General features: G+C 41.5%; 19 protein-coding genes and 1 pseudogene. 15 read left to right on the forward strand and 5 right to left on the reverse strand.

From position 1 onward, the window contains the following. Nucleotides 1-86: 86 nt before the first annotated feature. The 5 genes from QZ323_RS10260 (at nt 87) to QZ323_RS10280 (ending at nt 7,475) form a co-directional block, all read left to right on the forward strand. Nucleotides 87-3,257 carry an efflux RND transporter permease subunit gene (locus tag QZ323_RS10260; RefSeq protein ID WP_294634567.1) on the forward strand — a complete coding sequence of 1,057 codons (3,171 nt, stop codon included), beginning with the start codon at nt 87-89 and terminating at the stop codon, nt 3,255-3,257. A gap of 26 nt (nt 3,258-3,283) precedes the next feature. Further along, on the forward strand, nt 3,284-3,577 hold the full coding sequence (locus tag QZ323_RS10265; RefSeq protein WP_294634569.1) for a PG0541 family transporter-associated protein: 294 nt from the start codon (nt 3,284-3,286) through the stop codon (nt 3,575-3,577). Nucleotides 3,578-3,690: 113 nt separating this feature from the next. Further along, nucleotides 3,691-5,064 carry an SGNH/GDSL hydrolase family protein gene (locus QZ323_RS10270; RefSeq protein ID WP_294634570.1) on the forward strand — a complete coding sequence of 458 codons (1,374 nt, stop codon included), beginning with the start codon at nt 3,691-3,693 and terminating at the stop codon, nt 5,062-5,064. Next, a complete protein-coding gene (locus QZ323_RS10275) occupies nt 5,018-6,007 on the forward strand; it encodes an SGNH/GDSL hydrolase family protein (RefSeq protein WP_294634571.1) in 990 nt (329 codons plus the stop codon). Before QZ323_RS10270 ends, QZ323_RS10275 begins: the two co-directional genes overlap by 47 nt. Next, the gene (locus tag QZ323_RS10280) at nt 5,988-7,475 is read left to right on the forward strand and encodes an MBOAT family protein (RefSeq protein WP_294634572.1); all 1,488 of its coding nucleotides are present in this window, start codon (nt 5,988-5,990) and stop codon (nt 7,473-7,475) included. The genes QZ323_RS10275 and QZ323_RS10280 overlap by 20 nt, the downstream gene beginning before the upstream one ends. A gap of 90 nt (nt 7,476-7,565) precedes the next feature. Here QZ323_RS10280 and QZ323_RS10285 read toward each other — a convergent pair whose 3' ends face one another. The 5 genes and pseudogenes from QZ323_RS10285 to QZ323_RS10305 form a co-directional block, all read right to left on the reverse strand. After that, nucleotides 7,566-9,899 carry a family 20 glycosylhydrolase gene (locus QZ323_RS10285; RefSeq protein WP_294634583.1) on the reverse strand — a complete coding sequence of 778 codons (2,334 nt, stop codon included), beginning with the start codon at nt 9,897-9,899 and terminating at the stop codon, nt 7,566-7,568. 101 nt (nt 9,900-10,000) lie between these two features. Further along, nucleotides 10,001-10,936 (reverse strand): DUF5106 domain-containing protein, encoded by a 936-nt coding sequence (locus tag QZ323_RS10290; protein ID WP_294634573.1) that lies wholly within the window; start codon nt 10,934-10,936, stop codon nt 10,001-10,003. Nucleotides 10,937-11,150: 214 nt separating this feature from the next. Next, nucleotides 11,151-11,861 carry a hypothetical protein gene (locus QZ323_RS10295; RefSeq protein WP_294634574.1) on the reverse strand — a complete coding sequence of 237 codons (711 nt, stop codon included), beginning with the start codon at nt 11,859-11,861 and terminating at the stop codon, nt 11,151-11,153. A 26-nt stretch (nt 11,862-11,887) separates the two neighbouring features. Next, on the reverse strand, nt 11,888-12,574 hold the full coding sequence (locus QZ323_RS10300) for an ElyC/SanA/YdcF family protein (RefSeq protein WP_294634576.1): 687 nt from the start codon (nt 12,572-12,574) through the stop codon (nt 11,888-11,890). A gap of 461 nt (nt 12,575-13,035) precedes the next feature. Next, nucleotides 13,036-13,761: pseudogene (locus QZ323_RS10305) on the reverse strand (VapE domain-containing protein); the annotation flags it as partial. Nucleotides 13,762-13,829: 68 nt separating this feature from the next. Here QZ323_RS10305 and QZ323_RS10310 point away from each other — a divergent pair. The 10 genes from QZ323_RS10310 to QZ323_RS10355 all read left to right on the forward strand — a co-directional run bounded on the left by QZ323_RS10310 (nt 13,830) and on the right by QZ323_RS10355 (nt 23,921). Further along, entirely contained in the window at nt 13,830-15,506 is a 1,677-nt protein-coding gene (locus QZ323_RS10310; protein WP_057098826.1) for a recombinase family protein, read from the forward strand. Nucleotides 15,507-15,565: 59 nt separating this feature from the next. Further along, nucleotides 15,566-16,582 (forward strand): hypothetical protein, encoded by a 1,017-nt coding sequence (locus QZ323_RS10315; RefSeq protein ID WP_057098825.1) that lies wholly within the window; start codon nt 15,566-15,568, stop codon nt 16,580-16,582. A gap of 221 nt (nt 16,583-16,803) precedes the next feature. Beyond that, nucleotides 16,804-17,706: a hypothetical protein gene (locus QZ323_RS10320; protein ID WP_250706265.1), complete on the forward strand. Its 903-nt coding sequence runs from the start codon at nt 16,804-16,806 to the stop codon at nt 17,704-17,706. A gap of 29 nt (nt 17,707-17,735) precedes the next feature. After that, the gene (locus tag QZ323_RS10325) at nt 17,736-18,167 is read left to right on the forward strand and encodes a hypothetical protein (RefSeq protein ID WP_057098824.1); all 432 of its coding nucleotides are present in this window, start codon (nt 17,736-17,738) and stop codon (nt 18,165-18,167) included. Nucleotides 18,168-18,611: 444 nt separating this feature from the next. Further along, complete coding sequence (locus tag QZ323_RS10330; protein ID WP_005837375.1) at nt 18,612-18,794, forward strand: hypothetical protein; 183 nt, start codon at nt 18,612-18,614, stop codon at nt 18,792-18,794. 453 nt (nt 18,795-19,247) lie between these two features. Then, entirely contained in the window at nt 19,248-19,790 is a 543-nt protein-coding gene (locus tag QZ323_RS10335; protein WP_294634578.1) for a winged helix-turn-helix transcriptional regulator, read from the forward strand. Nucleotides 19,791-19,817: 27 nt separating this feature from the next. Next, nucleotides 19,818-20,342 (forward strand): hypothetical protein, encoded by a 525-nt coding sequence (locus tag QZ323_RS10340; RefSeq protein WP_294634579.1) that lies wholly within the window; start codon nt 19,818-19,820, stop codon nt 20,340-20,342. Nucleotides 20,343-20,544: 202 nt separating this feature from the next. Beyond that, complete coding sequence (locus QZ323_RS10345; protein ID WP_057098823.1) at nt 20,545-21,555, forward strand: DUF3871 family protein; 1,011 nt, start codon at nt 20,545-20,547, stop codon at nt 21,553-21,555. A gap of 311 nt (nt 21,556-21,866) precedes the next feature. After that, entirely contained in the window at nt 21,867-22,454 is a 588-nt protein-coding gene (locus tag QZ323_RS10350) for a tyrosine-type recombinase/integrase (protein ID WP_057098822.1), read from the forward strand. A gap of 717 nt (nt 22,455-23,171) precedes the next feature. Then, entirely contained in the window at nt 23,172-23,921 is a 750-nt protein-coding gene (locus QZ323_RS10355) for a hypothetical protein (protein ID WP_294634581.1), read from the forward strand. The last annotated feature ends 119 nt before the right edge of the window (nt 23,922-24,040 follow it).

Raw genomic sequence — 24,040 nt, forward strand, 5'->3', positions numbered from 1 at the left:
CTGGAGTCTTAAACTCACAGACTTGCAAACTCAAGCCTTCAAGCTTTCAAAATCTTACAAACTAAAAACTAAAAAACGAACAATATATGAGTTTATACGAAGGAGCGGTTAAGAAACCGATTATGACCTCGCTTTGCTTTCTGGCAGTAGCGATATTTGGTCTGTTCTCTTTATCGAAGTTGCCGGTGGACCTTTATCCGGACATCGAGACCAACACCATCATGGTGATGACCTCCTATGCCGGAGCCAGTGCCTCGGATATCGAGAACAATGTGACTCGTCCGTTGGAAAATACGCTGAACTCAGTCAGCAACCTGAAACATATCACTTCGCGTTCATCGGAAAATATCTCCGTGATTACGTTGGAGTTCGAGTATGGATATGATATCGATGTATTGACAAATGACGTACGTGATAAACTGGATATGGTAAGTTCTCAGCTTCCCGACGAGGTGGAGACGCCCATCATCTTCAAGTTCAGTACGGACATGATTCCTATCTTGTTGCTTTCCGTGCAGGCGGATGAAAGCCAACCGGCGCTTTACAAGATATTGGATGACAACATCGTAAATCCGTTGGCACGTGTGCCGGGAGTCGGTACGGTATCCATATCCGGTGCTCCGAAGCGTGAGGTTAATGTGTATTGTGATCCCAATAAACTGGATGCCTATAACCTGTCGGTAGAAACCATCAGTGCTATAATCAGCGCTGAAAACCGTAACACGCCTGGAGGTACCTTCGACGTGGGAAACAATACTTATTCGTTGCGTGTAGAGGGTGAGTTTAAGGATCCCAAAGAGATGGAGAATATTGTGGTGGGCACATACAATGGTGCTACCATCTATCTCCGTGATGTGGCTACCGTGGTGGATTCTGTGGAAGAGCGTGCCCAAAAGACCTACAGTAACGGTGTACAAGGTGCCATGATTGTGGTGCAGAAACAGTCGGGTGCTAACTCTGTGGCTATTTCGCAGAAAGTAATAGATATGTTGCCCCAGTTGCAGAAGTCATTGCCGAGCGATGTGAAGTTGGGTATCATCGTCAATACTTCTGATAACATTCTGAATACCATTGACAGTTTGGAGGAAACGATCATATACGCCATGTTGTTCGTGGTATTGGTGGTATTTGTCTTCTTGGGACGTTGGCGTGCTACGGTCATTATCTGTATCACGATCCCGATGTCGTTGGTCGCATCGTTTATCTATCTGGGTGTCATCGATGGTGGCTCACTGAACATTATCTCACTCTCGTGTCTTTCCATTGCCATTGGTAATGTGGTGGACGATGCGATTGTGGTGCTTGAAAACGTAACGACCCATATTGAGCGAGGTTCCGAACCTAAACAGGCGGCAGTACATGCTACGAATGAGGTGGCTATCTCCGTAATCGCGTCTACGCTGACCATGATTGCCGTGTTCTTCCCGTTGACTATGGTGAGCGGTATGTCCGGTGTCTTGTTCCGCCAGTTAGGTTGGATGATGTGTGTGATTATGACTGTATCTACTATTTCGGCTTTGTCATTCACGCCGATGATGTGTGCCCAACTGCTGCGTTTACAGAAGAAGCAAAGCAAAATATTCATCGCTTTCTACAAACCTATCCAACATGCGCTTGACAATCTTGACGTCTGGTATCAGAACCGTCTGAACTGGGCTGTCCGCCATCGTATTGTTGTGACGTTAGGCTGTATACTTTTCTTTATATTGAGTTTGTTTAGTGCCAAATACATAGGTTCCGAGTTCTTCCCGGCAGCCGATAATGCGCGTATTGCAGTGAAATTGCAGTTACCCATCGGAGCCCGCGTGGAGCGTGCCCAAGCGCTGGCTGCAGAATTGACGGACAAGTGGATGAAACGTTACGAAGGTGTGATGAGAGTCTGCAACTATACCGTAGGACAGGCAGACTCGGACAACACATTTGCCTCCATGCAGGATAATGGTAGCCATATCATCAGCTTTAACATTAGTTTGGTAAGCGTAGGAAAGCGTGATGTCTCTTTGGAGAGTGTCTGCGATGAAATGCGTGAAGACCTGAAGGCATATCCCGAATTGGACAAGGCTCAGGTAATCTTGGGTGGTAGCTCCAGTGGTATGAGTGCACAGGCTACTGCCGACTTTGAAGTGTACGGTTATGATTTTACGGCTACAGATAAGGTATCAGCCGAATTGAAGGAGAAACTGTTGAACGTGAAAGGGGTGAGCGAGGTGAATATCAGTCGCCAGGATTACCAGCCCGAATATCAGGTAGATTTCGACCGTGAGAAATTAGCATTGCATGGGTTGAACCTGTCGACGGCATCCGGTTATCTTCGCAATCGTGTGAATGGTGCTTTGGCCTCTTATTATCGTGAAGACGGTGATGAATATGACATCCGTGTGCGTTATGCTCCTGAATTCCGTACGAAGATAGAAGACTTGGAAAACATTCTCATCTACACTCCATCGGGTGCGGGAGTCCGTGTGAAAGATTTGGGTAAGGTAGTGGAACGTTCGGCGCCTCCTACCATCGAGCGTAAAGACCGTGAACGTATTGTTACGGTGTCTGCCGTTATATCCGGTGCCCCGCTGGGTGATGTGGTTGCCGCCGGTAACGCCATTATTGATAAGATGGACTTGCCGAATGGCATCTCTATCCAGATTTCAGGTTCTTATGAAGACCAGCAGGACTCATTCTCTGATTTGGGAACGTTGGCTGTGCTGATCATCATCCTGGTATTCATTGTGATGGCAGCCCAGTTCGAGTCTCTGACCTATCCGTTCATTATTATGTTCGCCATTCCGTTTGCATTTAGCGGTGTGCTGATGGCGCTGTTCTTTACGGGTACTAACTTGAACGTGATGAGTTTGTTGGGTGGTATCATGTTGATCGGTATTGTGGTGAAGAACGGTATTGTGCTTATCGACTATATTACGCTTTGTCGCGAACGCGGTATGGCAGTACTTCACTCTGTGGTTACGGCAGGTCGTAGCCGTCTGCGTCCGGTATTGATGACAACACTGACCACTATCCTGGGTATGGTGCCGATGGCAGTGGGACAAGGTGAAGGTGCCGAGATGTGGCGTCCGCTGGGTGTAGCCGTGATCGGTGGTTTGACGGTATCTACCGTGCTGACGTTGATTCTTGTTCCGGTGCTTTACTGCTCGTTTGCCGGTATCGGTATCAAGCGTAGTCGCCGTAAGATTAAGAAAGCCCGTGAACTGAACGATTACTATCAGGCCCATAAGGATAAGATGACAAAACCCAAGAAATCATAATAACCCAAGAATCGTAGATAAGAAATATGAAATCCGTATTTATAACATTCGACCAAGCGTTTTTTGAACGCATAATGGCGTTGCTCGACCGTCAGGGATGCCGTGGATTCAGCTACTGGGAACAGATACAAGGACGTGGCAGCAAGACGGGTGAACCACATTATGGCAGTCATGCATGGCCCAGCATGTGTTCTGCCATCATAACGATCGTAGATGATGCCAAAGTTGACCCGTTGCTCGATGCACTCCACCGGATAGATGAAGAGACCCAACAGTTGGGTCTTAGGGCATTTGTCTGGAATATCGAGAAGACGATATAATTAGCCCGGAGCATTTACTAAAATTTCAGATAGAGGGAAGTCTTACAAAACGTGAAGATTTCCCTCTTCTTTTATCGCTTTTCTCTATCTTTGCAGTTCCTTATATGGGCAATATGGAAAAGAACTACCTGAAATATACTTGTATCTGGGCATTTGTCGTATTGGCGGGATTGCTGTTGATGTACTTTCTGCCGGGATTTACTATCGGCGAACATGTGATGAGGCGTGTCGACGTGTTGAGCGACGTACGTGTGCAGACTGTTCCTTCAGCAGAAGCTGACAGCCTGCTTCCGCCACCGCCGAAAGTGAAGCCGGTTTTTGTGGATACTTGCCGTACGGGCATGACGTGCATTGAAGATTACAGCGACTCTACCCAACGGGGAATGGCACCTTTTTATCGTGCATTAGATGAATTGTCACAACATCCGCGGCAGGTACGTATCGCATATTTTGGAGATTCCTTTATCGAGGCCGATATTCTGACAGCGGATTTGCGCGATATGTTGCAGAGCAAATATGGTGGTTGTGGGGTAGGTTTTGTCACGATTACCTCCATGACCAGTGGATTCCGGCCTACGGTGCGCCACTCCTTTGGCGGTTGGCAAAGCCATTCCGTGATGGATTCCACCTTTTTCGACAGGAAGAAGCAAGGTATCTCCGGGCATTATTTCGTGGCCCATCCCGGCGCTTATGTCGAACTGAAAGGGCAGGACAAATATGCTTCCCATCTGGATACTTGCGAACAGGCTTCTATCTTCTTCTATAGTAAAGGCGAAGTGACCCTCTCCGTCAATGTCAACCGGAATGGAAAGCAGACCCGGACTTTTTCTTCTGCGGCAGACTTACGCGAAATGAAAGTGGACGGTCCTATCGGTTCTGTTCGTTGGACAGTGGATGAGGCTGACTCAACTTTGTTTTATGGTCTGGCGATGGATGGAAAGCAGGGGATTATCTTGGATAATTTCTCTTTGCGGGGCAGTTCGGGTTTGTCGTTGCGTTCTGTTCCGATATGGATGATGCACGAATTTAACGAACAGCGTCCTTACGATTTAATCATTCTGCAATATGGCTTGAACGTTGCCACCGAGCGAGGACGGAATTATGATAAATACATTGCCGGCATGCAAACCATTCTTGAACATCTGAAGGACGCATTCCCGCAGGCAGGCTTTCTGGTTGTGAGCGTGGGCGACCGGGACTATAAGGCAGAAGACGGAAACTTGCGCACCATGCCCGGCATCAAGAATCTGGTGCGTTACCAGCAGAACCTTGCCGCCGATAATGCTATCGCTTTTTGGAACATGTTTGAGGCGATGGGTGGCGAGGGAAGCATGGCGGATATGGTGCATGCCAAACCTTCTTTGGCCAATTATGATTATACGCACATTAACTTCCGGGGTGGAAAACACCTTGCGGGTTTGCTATACGAAGCGTTGGTGTATGGAAAAGAACAGTATGACAGGAGGTGTGCTTATGAAGCGGAATAACCTTATCGGAGAAATAAATCACGATTACGGGCGTGTGTCTTTCTGTTGGTGTAGAGGCAGGTTCCCCCTTCTGTTTCTTTTTCTTTTCTTGTACTCCTTGTCCGTTCGTGCCCAAGATCCTGTGCCTTCCTGTCCTCTTGTCTGCAAGATCACGGCAAATTGCGATACCCTTCGTTGCTATTCTCAGCGTACGGATACTGTTCCCGTTCCTCAGATAGCTATTCCGGCTGCTTTCCGGCAACTGGGTACTAACGAACTTTCGGATAGTCTTGGTATACTTAATCCTTTTTGGGAGAAGTTACGCCTGCTGCATTCCGGTTTTTCTACGGATACGATACGTATCGTGCATGTAGGCGACAGTCATATCCGGGGGCATATTTTCCCTCGCACAACCGGAGCGTTGCTGGCTGAGACTTTTGGTGCAGTCTCTTATACGGATAAGGGCATCAATGGTGCTTTCTGTATCACCTTTACCCGTCCTGACCGTATTTCGGAGATTGCCGCTTTGCATCCGGACCTTGTTGTACTCTCGTTCGGGACGAATGAAAGCCATAACCGTCGTTACAATCCACAGGCTCATTATCGCCAGATGGATGAACTGGTGCGTATGCTTCGCGACAACCTGCTTGACGTTCCATTGTTGATGACGACTCCTCCCGGTTCTTACGACAGTTACCGGAAAAAACGTCGCCGTACTTATAGTATCAATCCCCGCACTGCCATTGCCGTGGAGACCATACGGCGCTTTGCCGATGACAACGGACTTGCCGTATGGGACATGTATGAAGCCTTTGGGGGAAGGAAGCGTGCCTGCCTGAACTGGCAGGAAGCCGGATTGATGCGTCCGGATCATGTGCACTATCTTCCTGAGGGATACGTATTGCAGGGAGAATTGTTTTATCAAGCCCTTTTAAAAGCCTATAATGATTATGTGGGATATTGACTTCAACCGTCTGCGGGATGTATTTGTCTATGATCCGCAAGCACCGATGATATTCAGCAGCGGCCTTTTCTTGTGGTTGTTTGCCGCATTTATTCTGATATATACGCTGTTGCAACGCCGTCTGACCGCACGTTTACTGTTTGTTACTGCGTTCTCCTATTATTTCTATTATAAAAGTAGCGGTACTTACTTCTGTTTGTTGGCACTTGTTACGGTGACAGACTTTTTCATAGCCCGGTTCATAGCGGCATGTAGTGTACGCTGGCAGCGTAAAGCATGGGTAGCGGTGAGCCTTTTCATTAATCTTGGTCTGCTTTGTTACTTCAAGTACACAAACTTTTTGGGAGATGTTTGGGCTTCGCTCGTTGGAGGCACGTTCCATCATTGTGATATATTCCTTCCTGTGGGTATCTCCTTTTTTACGTTCCAGTCGCTCAGCTATACGATTGATGTGTATCGCAAGGAGATCACCCCGCTGGCCAGTTTGCTGGATTATGCCTTCTATGTCTCTTTCTTCCCGCAATTGGTGGCAGGACCTATTGTGCGTGCCCGTGATTTCATCCCGCAGATTCATCGTCCGTTGTTTGTTTCTCGCGAGATGTTCGGGCGGGGAGTGTTTCTGATAGCAAGCGGTCTTTTCAAGAAAGCCATCATTTCGGATTATATCAGCGTGAACTTCGTGGAGCGTATCTTTGATAATCCTACGCTCTATTCAGGGGTAGAAAACCTGATGGGTGTTTATGGGTATGCCTTGCAAATCTATTGCGACTTCTCCGGTTATAGCGATATGGCTATCGGTATAGCCTTACTGCTCGGTTTTCACTTCAATAAGAATTTTGATTCGCCTTATAAGTCCGCTTCCATTACGGAGTTTTGGAGGCGTTGGCATATCTCGCTTTCCAGTTGGCTGAGGGATTATCTTTATATCTCTTTGGGCGGAAACCGGAAAGGAAAGATACGTCAGTATGCCAATCTCATTATAACGATGTTCCTGGGCGGATTATGGCACGGCGCTTCATGGAACTTTGTAGTCTGGGGATTGTTCCACGGTGTGGCACTGGCTGCACATAAGTTCTGGATGGCACTGACCGGACGGAAGAAAGGAGAAGAAAGCCACGGTGTCCGTCGTTTCTTCGGTGTGCTCATTACATTCCATTTTGTTTGTTTCTGTTGGATATTCTTCCGCAATGCGGATTTCTCTACCTCGTTGGATATGATCAACCAAATCAGTACTACCTTCCGTCCGCAACTCTTCCCGCAACTGATTGCCGGATATTGGAAAGTATTTGCGCTGATGGCGGTGGGATTCATTCTGCATTTCAGTCCCGACCGTTGGGAGAAGGCTTGGTGTAAAACAGTAATCCGCCTCCCCCTTGCGGGAAAGGCGGCACTGCTGCTTGTTTTGATTTATCTGGTAGTTCAGATGAAAAGTGCGGAAGTCCAGCCCTTTATCTATTTCCAGTTCTAAAGAAGGAAATCCTCTGAATCCGCGTGTCTCGGAATTTATAACTGAGGGTGGGGGCTGCAATAAACTTATTCAAGTCTCCCGTTCCTTTTTTTAGTCTATCTCTATCTCATCAATGAACAGGAAGGCTGCTTTACCTTCGCCTGCATGTCCTTTGGGTAGGGTGGGGCTACGCTTGATGACAACTTTCACATAGCGTGCTTGCACCGGTTCGAAGGTGATTTCGTAGTTCTCTATGCTTTTCTTGGCTATGTCGGTTTCTGCCGGAATCTCTTTGGAAGCAACTTCGCGGAACGTATTGTTGTCGTTCGACACGGCCACTTTCATGCCTGTGCTACCCATGATCCAAGAGCCCATGTCAACAAGGGCATTTGTGGCCACCCGTTTGATTTCCGTTTCCTGACCCAAGTCGATGATGGCTTCCACATCGTTGTCTATGAATCCCAACCAAGCACCGGTGGCGTAGCTGTCGTTGCCTTTCATGCCGTCTACCAGTGTTATGGCACCTTTGAACTTATACTGTTTCGAAGGTTGGAATGCCAGTTCGATAGGGCAATAGGTGGCTTTATTGAAGAAGAGCTTCTTATTGGCGATTTTGCTTCTTCCTTCCGGACGGATTGCTACGGCTTGGAAGTCTGCTGTCTCGGTGATAGTTACGGGTTCTGTATACCTCAGTGAAGCAGTGGTCGGCTCTGTCCCATCCAAAGTGTAATAGATAGGGGCATCGTCGATGGTACTCAGGGTGACGGTCACAGCTTTTTTATCCGTGTCGGGTACGAAATCAGTTTTCAGGTCATACACATGCTTGGCATAGTTGAGGTCATCTCTTTGATAGAATTTCATCAGTCGTGCCAGGCGTTTAGTGAACTCCTTGAAATCTTTCTTTTCGGGTTGCGTCCATTGTACTTCGGCAAGGGCAGCCATACGGGGAAGCACCATATATTCTACATGTTCGGTAGTCGTTATATACTCTGTCCATAAGTTTGCTTGTGCTCCAATGATGTGTTTTTTCTGTTCTTCATTCAGGTCAAAGGTAGGATCCAGACTGTACACTTTCTCTATGGGCACATATCCGCCAATGCCGAACGGTTCGTCTTTGGTGTCTGCTGTCTGGTAGTAGTCGAAATAACAATAGGTGTTGGGTGTCATGATTACGTCATGTCCCATTTGTGCGGCTTTGATGCCACCGGATGCTCCGCGCCATGACATCACTGTCGCGTTGGGAGCGATGTCTCCTTCCAGAATCTCATCCCAACCGATAATCAGGCGTCCTTTGCTGTTCAGGAATTTTTCGATGCGAGTCATGCAGTAACTTTGCAGGCGGTCTTCGGCAGTATGGTTCTGGGTTGCTTTCAAACCTTCTGCCTTGATGCGTGCCTGACACTTCGGACACTCTTTCCAGCGGTTTCGCGGTGCTTCGTCTCCACCTATATGTATATACTTTGACGGGAAGATCTCTATGATTTCTGCCATAACATCCTCCAGAAACTGCATGGTCTGGTCGTTGCCGATGCAAAGCACGTCTTCGAACACTCCCCAAAGAGGACACACTTCGTACGGACCGCCCGTGCATCCCATCTCCGGATAGGCAGCCAGTGCGGCAAGCATGTGTCCCGGCAGGTCTACTTCCGGAATTACCGTGATGTAACGCTCCTGTGCATATCTTACGATTTCTTTGGCTTCCTCTTGGGTGAAGAATCCGCCATGCGGCGTGTTGTCATACTCCGACGTGTTCTTGCCGATCATGGTGCGGTTGCGTTGCGAACCGATTTCTGTCAGTTTGGGATATTTCTTGATTTCGATGCGCCATCCTTGGTCGTCCGTCAGGTGCCAGTGGAATGTATTCATGTTGTGCATGGCAAGCAGGTCGATGTACTTCTTTACAAATTCGAGAGGGAAGAAGTGGCGGCATACGTCGAGGTGCATGCCGCGGTACGAGAATCGCGGTTCATCTTTAATTTCTCCAGTGGGCAACAGGATATCTGCTCCTTTGGCTTCGGCAGGGATGGATTTGCGCAGTGTCTGGACACCGTAGAATACTCCATTTTCTGTCTGTCCGGTGATACTGATGCCTTCGGGGGTGGTGGTCAACACGTAGCCTTCTTTGTTGGCTATCTCCGGATTGAGTTCCAGTACGATTGCATTTTTCATCTGTTCGCCTGTGGCGATGGCTTTCGTTTTCGGTGCATAGCCTGTAGACTGCTGGATGTATTCCGACAGAAATTCGGCGTTGCGTTGCAGCAGGATATTGTTTTCAGGATAAGCGATGAGGGTGTTCTTGTTCAGTTGGAACGGACTCTCTTGTGTCAGGCTGATCTCCTGCGGGAGGGGGATTACTTGATAGTTTGCTTCTTGCCCTGTTTGGCTGCATGAGGCGCATGCCAAAGCAAAGGTACCGGCAAGGAGTACATGATTAAGCTTTTTCATCATAATATGGGTTAGTATTAGTAAGTTTCTTACAAAAAGTATTGTCAAGTACACGTATCTATCTATGTGATAATGCGTTTTGCGATTGAGCGCTTTTCTGATTACGGTTGTTGTTTCAGGTGCTCTTCGATTTCTCTTATTGGGGCATCTTTCAGTATCACAATTTTCTTCTGATCCAGCAAATAGAGAGTGGGTATTGCTTTCAGGTCATACAAGTTCTTTTCCTTTATCACCAGTCCTTTGTCATATCCGTTTATCCACTCCTTGGGAAAGTCGGACAGATGTCGTTTCCATTCTTGCAGTTCTTCATCCGGATAGATGGCGAGGATTTTTAGTCTTCCTGCCTCCAACTCCCTGTTGATGGCAGGGGCTTGCTTCAACTCCGTGAGACTCTCCTCACAAGCGTGGCACCCTGGATTGTTGATGAATAATAGCGTGTATTGTGCTTTCAAATCATGCAGCGTACCGTTCTTTCCCGATGACAGGGTATAGGTGAAGTCCTCCGCCAATCTGCCCGGTCGGTTCCGCTCTGCCAGTTTCCGGCGTTCATTCGGCAAGATTTTTTCTGTTTCGTCTAATACGTCACTCTCCAGCATGGCGTCCAGCACTGTAATATAAAGTTCTTCATTCCGCATGGGCGAGTTTGGGTCGTACAGATACTTGTCTGCTAAGGTTGTGAAATAGGAGAAAAACGGTTTCTGCTTTTCCGCGTTTTTATACACCTGCCTAAGTGCGTTGTTGATGGTCTCTTTCGGCACGAGCCTCATGAGGTCGATGTAGTCTACCCATGCCTGTTCCAGCATCTCCTGATGGTTGAGCCAAATCGTGTCGTTGAAATCTACATTCTCCCAATAATGGCGCACCAAATGGTCTGCACGCGACTCAGGGGTGGTCAGCATAGCCGGTATAACGGGCAAGACAAAGTTTCTTGTACTATCGTTTTTAGTCGCTTCGGTCTGATTCATGGATACATTGCGGTTTCCACATGCTGTGCAAAGAATCAGGGACAGAAGAAAAATATTGATGAAAGTTTTCATGCTCCAGTCAGTTTATTCTATTCATGTTACAAAGATAAGGTAATTGCTTTAATAACCGTTTATGTCAGGGGGAGAGTTTATTTCATTGGAAATGGGCTTTGCGTTAATTTAACTTGTTTCACTCCATGAAGGTGCTATTCCATGTTCAATCAATGGATGGTCAGCGCTTTGTATGTTTCTCGATCAGGCTTGTATCGGACAGAGTTTCCGGATATCACTCTTCCGACAGGGTAATCCTTAAATATACCTGTTCGATATGGGTTACTGAAGGTTTCTGAGAGGAAATGAACAACAAATTATCTCCAACCCAAAATGAAGTAGCGGGTAAGTCACTCTCTAAACAGGTGTAATAATCAGTGATGTATGGTAGAGGTATATTTTGGTTCTTAAATGTCAGGAACTCCCAAAGCATATCGGCATTTTGCTTATAAAAATGCAGCTGGAGATACCCGTCGCAATCAAATCCTTTCTGTGAGACCATGATTCCATGAGGTGAAACGGCAAATGGCATAAGCATCTCTCCTAAGAACTTACCGGTCATATCATAACAATATAACTCGTTATCGTGTATGGACGGGAGAATGAACCAGTACATTCCTAATGATTTGTTGAGCTTCAGAGACTGAATTGAAAATAAACTCTCATATTCCTCGCGTTCAAGCCCGATGTCATAGTTTTCAAGACGGGTAATGCTGTCCAATTTTTCAAAGCGTATTCTTGCATCGCACAGTATCCTGCTCGTTATGTAGTTCTCAACTACGCTGTCTTCACGGAGGTCATGAACGTATTTTTCGATACTGTTTTTTGCTTTTTCAAAATCATCCTTGCTGATTTTGTCAACCGAAAAACAGGTCTGGGCAGATGTGGCGACCACATTTGCCATCACAAGGAATAAGAACCAAAATCGTTTATCAGTCAGTCTCATTTCTCACACTTCTTTTTTTTAATATTCTAAATCCTGTTAACTCCTTCATGAAAAGCCGGTATCTCAACCTTTTCCCCGAGGAAGTGCGGTTGCGTTCCAAACCAAATGTCAAGCATCATTTTGTTTCGTGCAAGCCATTCGCGCACCGTAAGTCGCGTGCGTACCCATCGTCCGGCTTTGAGTGGGGCAGACAGGGCTACCGCTTCAATATTGTTTTCTTTGGCAAGATATAATGCGCGTGCGTTATGGTCAGCCTGTGAAATGATTGTTAAGGTATCGCATCCGAACACCTCTTTAGCCCTGACTACCGAATCAAGTGTGCGGAAACCGGCAAAGTCAAGAATGATCCGCTCTTCCGGTACACCTTCCGATATGAGTGCATTACGCATAGCGGTCGGTTCATCGTACGATTTAGTATGGTTGTCGCCGCTGGCGATGATATAATCAGTCTTTCCGGCATGATACAATGCCGCCGCGGTCTTGATCCGGTTGGTGAAATAGGAGTTAGGTCTTCCCAGCCTGTTCAGCGGATTGGTGCCGAGCAATAGGGCCACACGGTTATGGGGGATAGAATCAACGCTTGTGTAAATCCGTTTTTTAGTTGTTTTTTCCACACAGACGTTGGCATAGATAGTGAATGCAAGTGCCATCATGCAGAAAATTAGCAGGCCAAGTAGGGTGTGCCTTATGATAAATTTAGTTTTCGCTTTCATCAGATAGGGTATTAATTTTCAAAGATAAGTGAATCAGCTGAATAATTAATTATTGAGAATGTTATAGTTTGTTTATCTTGCCGTTTTGGAAAGTTGATTTCTCTATAAGGAACTTTGTCGTTTCAAAGGAATACATTACTTTTGAACAATGTGGTCTTGATGATACTTGCAAAGGATTATGAAACAGAAGAAACATAATAGACATAATAAATATAACAAATCGACAAAAGATACTTCAGGATGGTTTCTTCAATATCCCGGTGATAAGCAAGATTGTAAAACAATGAAAGAATGGTAAAACCATGAAACTGACCGACGTTTGAACAAAATGGTTTATGGTAAAACGAATGAATGCAAAAGTAGGAGGGAGGGGTACGAATTGTGGCACATATATAAATAATCCGTCCCCTTTATCTCCTCTATTATTTGTATAAGTTTTCATCCTACACATCCTTCACCCGTTACTTTTGTACCTTATTACCAGTCTTTTCCGGTGAAACATCTTTTTGTTTTCTCACTACTTCGTACACGTTCCCGTATTTCGTGTGCCGACGTTTTAGTCCTGCTTGCATTAATACCAACCCGAACCGCATGGGCGTGTTGCCGCGCATCAGCGCGGGGAACATCTCCTGCAACTCTTCAAAAATATCGGTTGCTGTCAGGTTGAGGCTCTTCTCCGTCGGGAGCGGGGCACGGAACAGTCGGTGTACCGCTTCTTCGGCGAGGCTGGTACGGTAGAAAGCTTCGTTGTATTTCTGCAGTTCCGCTTCCTCCTGCCCGGTGAACCAGCTACGCCGTCCGGAGGTGAGTTCTGCTTTCAGCTGGGCGAAGATTTGGTCATGATCTATGTCGGCACAGTCAATACGGTGTTTTACCTCAATGCAGAGGAAACGCCGGCTTCCTGTGGGGTCGGTCAGTAGGTCGAACCGGTTGCTGGTGCCTATGAACGAGGCGATGCGGGGCAGCTGGCTGAAGTTCTGCTGGTAGGCTTTGCGTACGTTGAGCACCGACATCTGCATCAGATTTTTCAGCAGCGGCATCCGGCTCTCGGCGTACTTGTCGAACTCGTCCATGTTGAGTAGCCCCATTTCTGCCAGCATCCTTTCTGCCTGCCCCTGCGAGGTCAGTTTTAGGTTGTCTGTGTAGTAACGTGCCAGTACTTCGGGCATCAGAGATTGGCAAAATGTTAAGTTGTTAAAGTTATACCTTGCTATTGAAAATACTCTTTATCTTTGCATCAAAGATAAGATAAACAATGAAAAGAGTTATAGGTTATATTCGTGTTTCTACTGATAATCAAGACCTTGAAAGGCAAAGGGTGTTGATTAGAAAGTATTGTGAGAATAAGGGGTACTCTCTGTTAAGAATAGAAGAAGACTATGCCATATCTGGAACAGTCAGCAACAGAAACGGATTGAACAGTATTCTAAACATTACCAATAGCGTTGCTGACATGGTAGTAGTTAGTGAGTTGTCTAGACTGTCACGTCAAGATGATATATTTGAAACTTTGACACAGATTCACACAATCATTAGAAACGTGGATTTAGTAATACTAGACGAACCAGACAAGGTATATGAAGCTGGAAAAACTATCATTCTTTCTGACTTTTTAATGCTTGCAATCAAAGCCTATGGAGCAGCGGATGAAAGAAAGAAAATAGTAAGCCGTATGACTACAGGTAAAGACAGTAAAGTACAAGCGTTTCCGTTAATGCTTACAGACAGTAATATACCAACTGGCTTTAAGGCAGTGCCCAATCCGAATTATATAAAGGGAGCAACCCCAAAAATGTTATTGGTGGAAGATGAAGAACGTATGCAGTTAGTCAGAGATATATTTAACTATGTGGCAAACGGTCTTTCTCTAGGAAAAACAGCAGAAAAACTGAATATGCTTGGATATAGGACAGCAAGAAACAAACCGTTCTATGAACAGTCTATCAGAACAATTATAAATGATTCCATTTATAACGGTGTCAGATATTGGAAAGGCATGAAACTGGAACTTCCCGTAAAATTCATATCAAATGAAATCTGGAATCTGGCACACAAGAAAGTGCAGGAGAACAAGAATTATAGCGGTGAGGCACAAAAACATTATAACCCGTTGAAAGGCATTATCAAGTGTCCTTGTGGGCAAACATCAATGTATGGCAGAACCTCATCCTGCATTACCTACAGATGTCTTGACAGAATAAAGATGGGAATAAAAAGCCCATGCACCAATGTTGGCATAAAGGCTGAAACTTTAATATATGCGGTGTGGAAAGATGTCAGACTTAGAACTCTGGATGAAACTTACCAAGCCAAGAGCAATGAGAAAATTGCAGAAATAGAAGCTGAAAATATAAAACTGACACAAAGCATAAAAGAAAAGGATTCTGAAATAGCCAAACTACAGTCTGATTTGAAAACAGTCATAGATAATGTTATGGCTTCCACCAATATAACAATAGTCAAGGCATTGAATGGCAAGGCGGATTCAATAGACAGCCAGATAAAGAGTATAGAAGCGGAAAAGACAGCCATTGATGAAGAAATTGCATCCAATAACAGAAGAATAGCGGATGAAATAAAGAGTCAGTCAAGAAAAGAACTTGACAGCCTTTCTCTGGAGGGCAAGGGAGAAATGTTCAGAGAATTACTTAGTAAAGTAGTTTATTATTCCGTTTCTTTAAATAGCGGATTCATAGTCATTACTTACAAGAATGACTTGGAAACTATCATAGCGTATCATAATAGGAACAAACCATTTTTATGGGCACTTCCTATAACTTTCAGATTCAACAAGGTAAAACGGACTGTAATAGTTCCAACTTTACCAGAGCAACCTAAAATGACTTCTTTTGTCTTGGAACGTATCAAAGAGAAAGAATACACATTTAAACAGTTGCAGGAAAGTTTCAATCTGGAAGAATATAAAATATAAAAGTCTGTATTCTACAAACTTTTCTGTTATTTTGCAGTAGAACTAATAATGAATGTACCATGCTAGAAGAAAAACTATATCAGATAGAGGAACTTTCAGATTTGAAAGTTAATTGGACTGAAAGCTACAAATGTCTGGATGAGCCACTATTAGAATATGTGTGGGAAGTAGCCAACCACTTTCTACCAGATTATGAAGAAACAGATAAGGGAATGATACCAATAGAATCTACAGCACCTGCTATATTTGCCAACAGATATGCGGAAAGAAACTTGTCCGTTGAAGAAAGATACGAGAGAAACAAAGAAATGAACACTTTCAAAGGAACTTTGGAAGAATACAAAAAACGGGAATACAGAAAGCTGGATGATTCTTACAAAGAGAAGTTTCTAACTAATGAAGATTTACAGAATACCATTGAAGCGTATAAGCTAGATGTTAGTAAGTTTTGGTATCTACTTCTATTCGTATATGACTTTATAGAGGATATTGGCACCAACACACCCATTATGGGTAAGTCCGTACTTGAAGACTTTGCCACTTTTCTAGTTAATTTGTGTGATGCGTCAAGTATTACTTTGAAGCAAGGCAACAGAAAGAGTTACTATACGGAAAGAGAAGATTTGTTAAATATCATTCAAATTGCAGTCTGTCATTTTAGCGAAACATACGGCAAGATTGTAAATGGAGAACAAGACAAAGAAACAAAAATCAAACAATTAAAAGAGCTAGGATTGAAAGGTTTTATAGACAACAGTTTGTTATCACAAATGAACTTCAAAGACAAGTTCTGTCTTGACATATCTTATAAGAAGTGGAAATTTACAGATATGTTTCTGTTCTTCATTGAAAGAAGAAAGGCTGCCACCATACCCAATAAAAAGGTAAAGGTATCTAAAGACAAGATGATGCTTGTTTCAAGGCTTATCTATACAGTGGGCTATGATGGCAAGAGATATAATGAAGAATACGATTCAGAGGGCAACAAAAACAGAATGTTATCCAATCTCCTTAGAAGATACAAGAACGAGAAATTTCCGTCTGTCATAGCTAATAACTACATGGTAGTTTCCTAGAACAACACATATAAAATCATAGCAGAAATGCGTACTGAAAGGATTTTCCTTTTTGGTACGCATTTTTTTTTGCGTACTGGAAAGGGTATGTTTTCTACACACATGGGCATTAGGCAAAATGCTTTGTCTAGGGGAATTTCCACTCTACCTTTGCATCATCAAAAAAATAATAACGGCGTGCCAGAAGCCAATATAAGTCCGTAGGGCAACGGTAATAAATTATGAAAAAAGAAATTATGACATTAACTGAATTAACTAACAACGGTGTAAAAGTAGCAAGATTGGCAGGTAACAGAGATTTGAGTGAAAAGGCAGTCAAGGCTAAAATGAAATCAATGAGGGAAAACGGTCAGCTAGTTCCTGCAATCATTGTGGACGCTTCCACTGCAATTAAAGACGGTTTGAAAGTGGTTGATTTTACTACTGGTGAAGAAATCAAGGATGGAAATAACTATGTTGTTCTATTGGATGCCAACCACCGTTATAGTGCCCATTTAAGACTTCTGGAAGAGAATAAAAAGGTTGAGCCGGATAAACAGTACAAAGGAGAGTTCTATTTCATGTATTCTTTGAATCCGTCTGTTAGCATTGAAAAGACATTGGCAGAAATCAACATTGCCACTACTCCGTGGAAAGGTGCGGATTATGTAAAGGGAGTAAAAATGATGGTTGGAGAAGAATTGCCGACATTGGACTTTGTGTCTGAATTGACTTGTATGGGCTATTCTCTGGATGCGGCTTCCAAGTGGGCTACATTTGGCAGTAAGATAAGCAAGGCAGTTCTTGTCAGGGCTATCAACGGCAATATTGATGAAGTGCTTAGAAAATCAAACACCATCAATAGAGGGAGAACACTTGTTGAAGCCGCCAGAAAATCATTCAGTGCGGAGTTCTTGAAGAGCCGTACACTTATTGACTGGATTATTGGCAAGTATGAAGATACGGATGATAGCGAAAAAAGTACATTCACTAAAGATATGAGCCACTTTCTAGCTAATGTTCAACGTGAAAATGCGGAAAATATAGAAAAGGCTAAAGGCACAAGAGGTGGAAAAACAAAGGAAACTATCATTTATGAAGAGCTGAACATTCTTTGGAAAAAACACATGGAAGAGAACTATTAACAGAATATCAACTTTTAAATTATTAAATTATGGCTACAAGAGGATGTATCATTGAATTAAAGAAAGACGTGTGCAAAATTGGTTATTTACATTATGGTGCAGGTTTCGCTTCTGAATTTATCCAGAAAGAATATATTGACTCCAAATATCTGGAAAGAATCTTTGAATTGGATAGAGAGTTTGATAAACGCAATGGATATACGGGAGTACTCTACCAAGAAATAACAGATGCAGAAACTATAGAAAGACTGCATAAGTATGATATGGATGCAATAGATATGGATGCGGAAGTATTCATTTTTATGGAACACAGACCAGCTACAAGCCACTATATAGAATTGTACGATGTGACAATTAGAAGAAGCTGGTCTGTAGAAGATGAAGAGTGGAATGAAAATTTGTCACAAGAAGAGAGAGATAAAGAAATGAAATTTGTCCGAACTTGTGTCGGTCTGGATTGAACTTGTTTATTTCAAAAACGGGTTCACAAGGGCAGCAGGATAACTGACTGCCTTTTTTAATTGCCGTTTTTTATCTACTAGGCAAGTTATATAGCACCTACTTCGATATATTCACTAGTCGCTAATATACAATCATTTAACTATCTATTCCGAATATCGCCTATCTGTCAATAGCCATAAATATAAACTATTGTCAAAAGAACTACATAAAGTCACTATTCTTGTCTGTTAGCTTACTGACAGAAGAAAATAACGGCAATATGGCGATATAGATAAGCTGGCTATAGAAAGTGCCACTTTGATTAGGTACACCGCCAAAAGGTGAATATAATCGTACAGAGATAAAAAGATAGGAACTACCACGAGCAGAGGCATAACCAGAACTGCCCAGAGTAATTCAAGCACTATAGATTTTACAGTATATAATGAAACTAACATTGAATCATGGAGTATTACACATTTGAACAATTAAAAGAAATGGCTTTCAAGGATGGAATTACCGGCAATAAGGTAGCTGTTGGTATATGGGCTAAAATGAACGGCTTTCTAAAGAAAAAGAAGCAGATAAACAAGCGTAGAATTACATTCTACTTTAAACTGGATGATTGGCAACCTCATAATGTATGACTGCCAAAGCCTTTCTGTAAGGCAGCATCAAAAATAGTACATAGTGCCTATTTCAGCAGACATAGTTAGCCAGATAACACAAGGAAGTAAATTACAGAAGTTTTTAAAGATAGTCTTAGTGAAGTGGTACTAAGGAAAAACGAACCGTAGTCTATGGGAAATTTGACACCAAGTATAGGGGAAAAATGATACTCTATACATTACTACAATACTAACATTACAACTTAGATAATTCAGTGCTTCGCACTTCATTATCAAATTTCTAGCTTTCGTAGATAAGTAACTAATGATAAAAACGTAACATTATGATGATATACAACAACAGACTGTTCAATACCAGAAAGGAATTGAAACGGTATCTAGGTGGAACACGTAAATACAACAAGGCTCTGAAAAACGGAGAGATTTATAACATATATCAAGAAGAATCAAATAACCAACCGTTTGCGCACAATGGAACAACAATATACGACACTGACAAAAGACATTAATAATATAGATAATAAGGATGCCATAGTATATGCCTATATAAAGTCAAGGATGAATTATAAAACTTCCATTGCAGATAATGTTACGGAAAAGGAGATTTCCGAAAAACTAGGCATATCATTAAGCACTGTAAAAAGAAGCGTTGAAAGGCTAAAGAAGAATAAGAATCTTATTGATAAAGTAATAAGTAACAATGTGATAGCAGAGGGAAGCTACAAGACCTACAACAAATATCATGTGGCAAAATGTAATGAGAACTTCTTCTATATTTATAACAGTTTCTTTAATGATGATATGAACATAGCAAAAGCCAGTGAACGAACTAAATTAAAGAACTTCTTGCTTAAATTAAAGGCAATATGTAAAAAGGAAACGAACAAGTATATAAGGTTCTTCGTCACTTTTGGGGCAGTTCATGTGTTAAAGCTAGTAAATTTATTGCCTAACAAGGTAATGCTTGTCCTATTGAACATGTGTCTTTTGATAGCTTTAATTTTATTCCCTTAAATAAGCTGGTATAGTCTATAGATAAAGGTGTTTAGTATATTTTACTGCCCCAAAAGTGACGAAGAACCGTATATAAGTGAAAATCCGTATCTGGATGGGCTTAACAAAACGGAACTGTCTAAGAAACTGGGCATTGATACAAAGACATTAAATAAATATCTGGAAATGGCAGTCAATGCAGGACAGATAAAATATATAACTAATGGTTTGCTGATACTGAACAAGTCTATTATTCCAGATTTTAAAGAGGCTGATTCAGATACAAGAATCTATCATATTATCTATGACTGGTGCATTGATAACGGTGTTGTTTCACCAGATAGAAACGATGAAATAAAAATAATAGGAGGTGACAGTATCAGAAGAAAAAACAGCTTACTTCTTGAAATAGCTGGAAAGCTAGACTATATGAAAGATGAAGAAATTAGGAGTTTGCTAACTAATAGAATAACTTCCGAAGAAATAACTTTGGAATATATAGCTAAAGTGTTGAATATAAAAACTAAAAAGGAGAAAGAGTATATGCCGTGTTCCATCATCATGCTTGACTAAACTAACTAATCACCTATATTCAGTTTGGCTGAAAGTCAAGAGAACAAATATATAAGGTACTTAGTACAGAAAGCCCCCTCCCCATTCTGCCAGTAACCTAAAAAATATAAGAGTGTCTGCCTTTACGGTTGGCAACCCTCAATAGTCCCCCCTCTGTACATTGATATAAAAAGAATTATTAATCATTTAAACTTTTATCAATATGAGAAATTTAGTTATCATGCCAACAGAGAGAAAAACTTTGAATTTAGGTGAGTATGCAGAAGAAGCTATAATTGTGGAAGAAACAGCAAAGCCTAGTGTTACCTTTTTGGAAGCAAATACAGATTCTATCACACTGGAAGAACTTGCAAACAAATGTGTTGTGCCTACTTGGGCTAACTTGGAATCAACCATTTCACACCAAGACTTTGTTTCTTGTGTGCATGAAGCTGCAAATTCATTCTATGCAGGTGAAAAGGTGAACTTTCCAGAAATAAGAGTTTCACACATAGTACGTGGCAGAATACCGTCCGCACTAGGTAAGAAAGCAAGTGAACTGTTGGAATGTGAAAAGACACAATTCTATCAAAGACTTGCATTTGCTTTTACTGTTCCCACCATTTTTGAAACAATAAGAGGGCAAAAACTAGAATTGTGCATAGGTGGGGTAAGAAATTACAGTGACTTGAATCTGTACCGTTCTTCCAAAGGCTTAGAAAAGTTTTCCGTCTTTATTGGTTGGAGAATGAGAATTTGCTCTAATCAGATTCTTACTGGTGAGGGTGTGAGATTCAACATGGAAGTAACTAATATCAATGAACTTTACAGAAATGTACTGGAATTGCTCAACAGCTTCAATGCAGCCAAAGAAATACATTTGATGCAGACATTATCAGATACTTATTTATCTGAAACACAGTTTGCACAAGTGGTAGGCAGAATGAGAATGTACCAAGCACTTTCACCAGCAAGACAGAAAGCAATACCAAGACTTTTAATCACTGACAGCCAAATAAATAGTGTGTGCCGTGATTATTACACAAATGAAGTGTTTGGAGTGAAAGACAATGCCATATCTCTTTTTGATTTTCACAATTTGCTCACACAATCAAACAAAAACAGCTACATAGACAGCTATTTACAACGTGGGGTAAATGCTACAGAGGTAAGTGTTGGACTGAACAATGTATTACAAGGACTGGATAATAAATATTCTTGGTTCTTGGGCTAAACTAACTGAAAGGGCATCTATTTAATAGGTGTCCTTTCTTTTTCAATAACTTAAAAATACTACAGAATGGAAGATAATGGAAAACTAGTATTATGGGGTACGTTGGTAGTTCTACTACTAATAATAATTGGTATTATCAATCCTTTTTTGCTGATATTGATTATTGCAATCTTTACTTATTTGCAATCATAAATACTCACTAATATACAAAGTGAATGTTTTGCTATAAATCAATACATTAGCTAATTGGCTAGTATGTTGGTAATGGTGAAACATTCACTTTTATTTATTTACATATAAAACAGAACATTATGAGCTTAAAATATTCAAGCACTACAGCAGATTATCTAGTTTGGTCTGATGCAATGAATTTAATAAGAAAATTGGCTAAAGATGGAAATTATAAAATTTCACTTCTTATAGCTTTGGGGTGTTTCACTGGTTTAAGAATATCTGATATTCTAGCTTTGAGATGGAAACAGATACTATATACCAGTGAATTTACAGTAATAGAGAAAAAGACAAATAAGGTAAGAACTATTAGGATAAATGCCCAACTTGGGCAGCACATTAAAGAATGTTATGAACAGATAAAGCCTATAGGGATTAACGCACCTATTTTAGTGAGCCAAAAAGGAACTGTTTTCACTATCCAGAGAATCAATGTGATACTAAAAGAGGTGAAAAAGAAGTATAAATTAAAGATTAAAAACTTTAGTTGTCATTCACTTAGAAAGACTTTTGGCAGACAAGTTTATAATATGAATAGTGACAATTCAGAACTAGCCTTAGTTAAGCTGATGGAACTATTTAATCATTCCAGTGTAACTATAACTAAAAGATACTTAGGTTTAAGGCAGGAAGAACTACTAAATACTTATGACTGTTTAAGTTTCTAATCTGTTGGAATGTGACAAAGTTTGAAGTTTCTGAACTTTTTACAGAAATAGAAAGTTTTGTCACATTCTGATAGTCCTATGAAAGCCAGTTCCGAAATGAAGTGGAAACTGTCTTTTTAAAAAGGCATGGTACGGCTTGTAGTTTATGGTATGTGCGATTTGTGGGAACTATTTACAAGGTCTGCATATCCGTACCAATCTGCAATATTAGCTATAATCTTTCTAGCTAACAATAAGAATGAGTTTTAAAAATTATCGTCTTATATGCCCACTTCTAATTTTTATACTGCAATGAAGTTACAACTAAAAGAAACTGATACTAGCTAATTATCTATTACAGATATGTTTTGGAACACTTGGAACTGCATTTATCAGCGTTTTATCTTTAGCTATTCAAAACCTTTCATTAACTTTGCAGCAATTTCAGAGGTCTTAATGCGTTAAGACACTGGAAGGACATATTTTAGTAAAGGGCGTTTAGCAATATTATCCTGTTATGGAATCTGGACAATTCTTGACTGTGGATAATGAGCAGAAAACGTCCACGTCTATGATAGTTATACCCTATCTATGGGAATATCATATCATTAGGCGTGGACTTTGCTTATTATACAGTCAAGGCAGTCCAGAGCCTCATAACAATAATAAGTTAAAGTTTCCACGCCTTATTTTTATCCGCTTCTATCTGGGAACTAGGAAGCATGGATTTAAAACAAGATGAAAGCCTACTTATTGGATATTCCTAACAAATACCACAGATTCAGTAAGAATCTGGATGTTAAGGCTATTCTATGTAATAAGTCTTGGTTGGTATTTAATGATTCTGGAGATAAGGAGTTATATATCTTTCAAGAAAATGGTTCTCTCATTACATCTGTAAATGGTAGTGTTATAAATGCTACATGGCAATATATTTCTGCCAACAATTCCTTAGTAATTTCTTTCAAAGAACAATCCTATATGCTTCATCCATCATTCAAGGATGATGTTACATTTGCTTTACAGCTAGACGGAACAGAAAGATTTGTCTTTATGATAGAAGAAAGCCAAAGCAACTTCTTTCATCCAAAATCACTAAAAGAACTTACTGCCTATTTTGAAAACAAAGAACGTAGAAATATAGAAGAAAGGCAGCAAGAAAAAAGAATCTTATTGCAACAGCAAGAAACTAGGCAAAAAGAAATAAGAGAATTTCAGATAGACCAGAAAAGACGAAGAAAAGAGGAAGAACGAGAAGAAGAAATTTTGAAGAATTGTAACTATTACTTGAAATTCAGCATAATTGCAGGGAGTATATTCGTAATATATACAGTTCTGTTTATTATTTATTATCCTCCAACACAGAACCTTAGAAGTTTTATAGATATGCTTTTTACATTCTGTTCTCCAATATTACTTTTTGGTGTTATTGCTATAATAATTGATATTAGATTAAGAAACAGAATACTTAGACACTATTATAAATAATATCCAGTGATTTAATCAACATAATTAATAACTTAAATATCAAACAGAAATGAAAACTTTTAGATTTAAGTACATGACAAAAATTTGAAAACATCGAATTTTGGGGTATAAGTCGGACG

It is taken from the genome of uncultured Bacteroides sp. (assembly GCF_910585845.1).
Classification (GTDB): Bacteria; Bacteroidota; Bacteroidia; order Bacteroidales; family Bacteroidaceae; genus Bacteroides.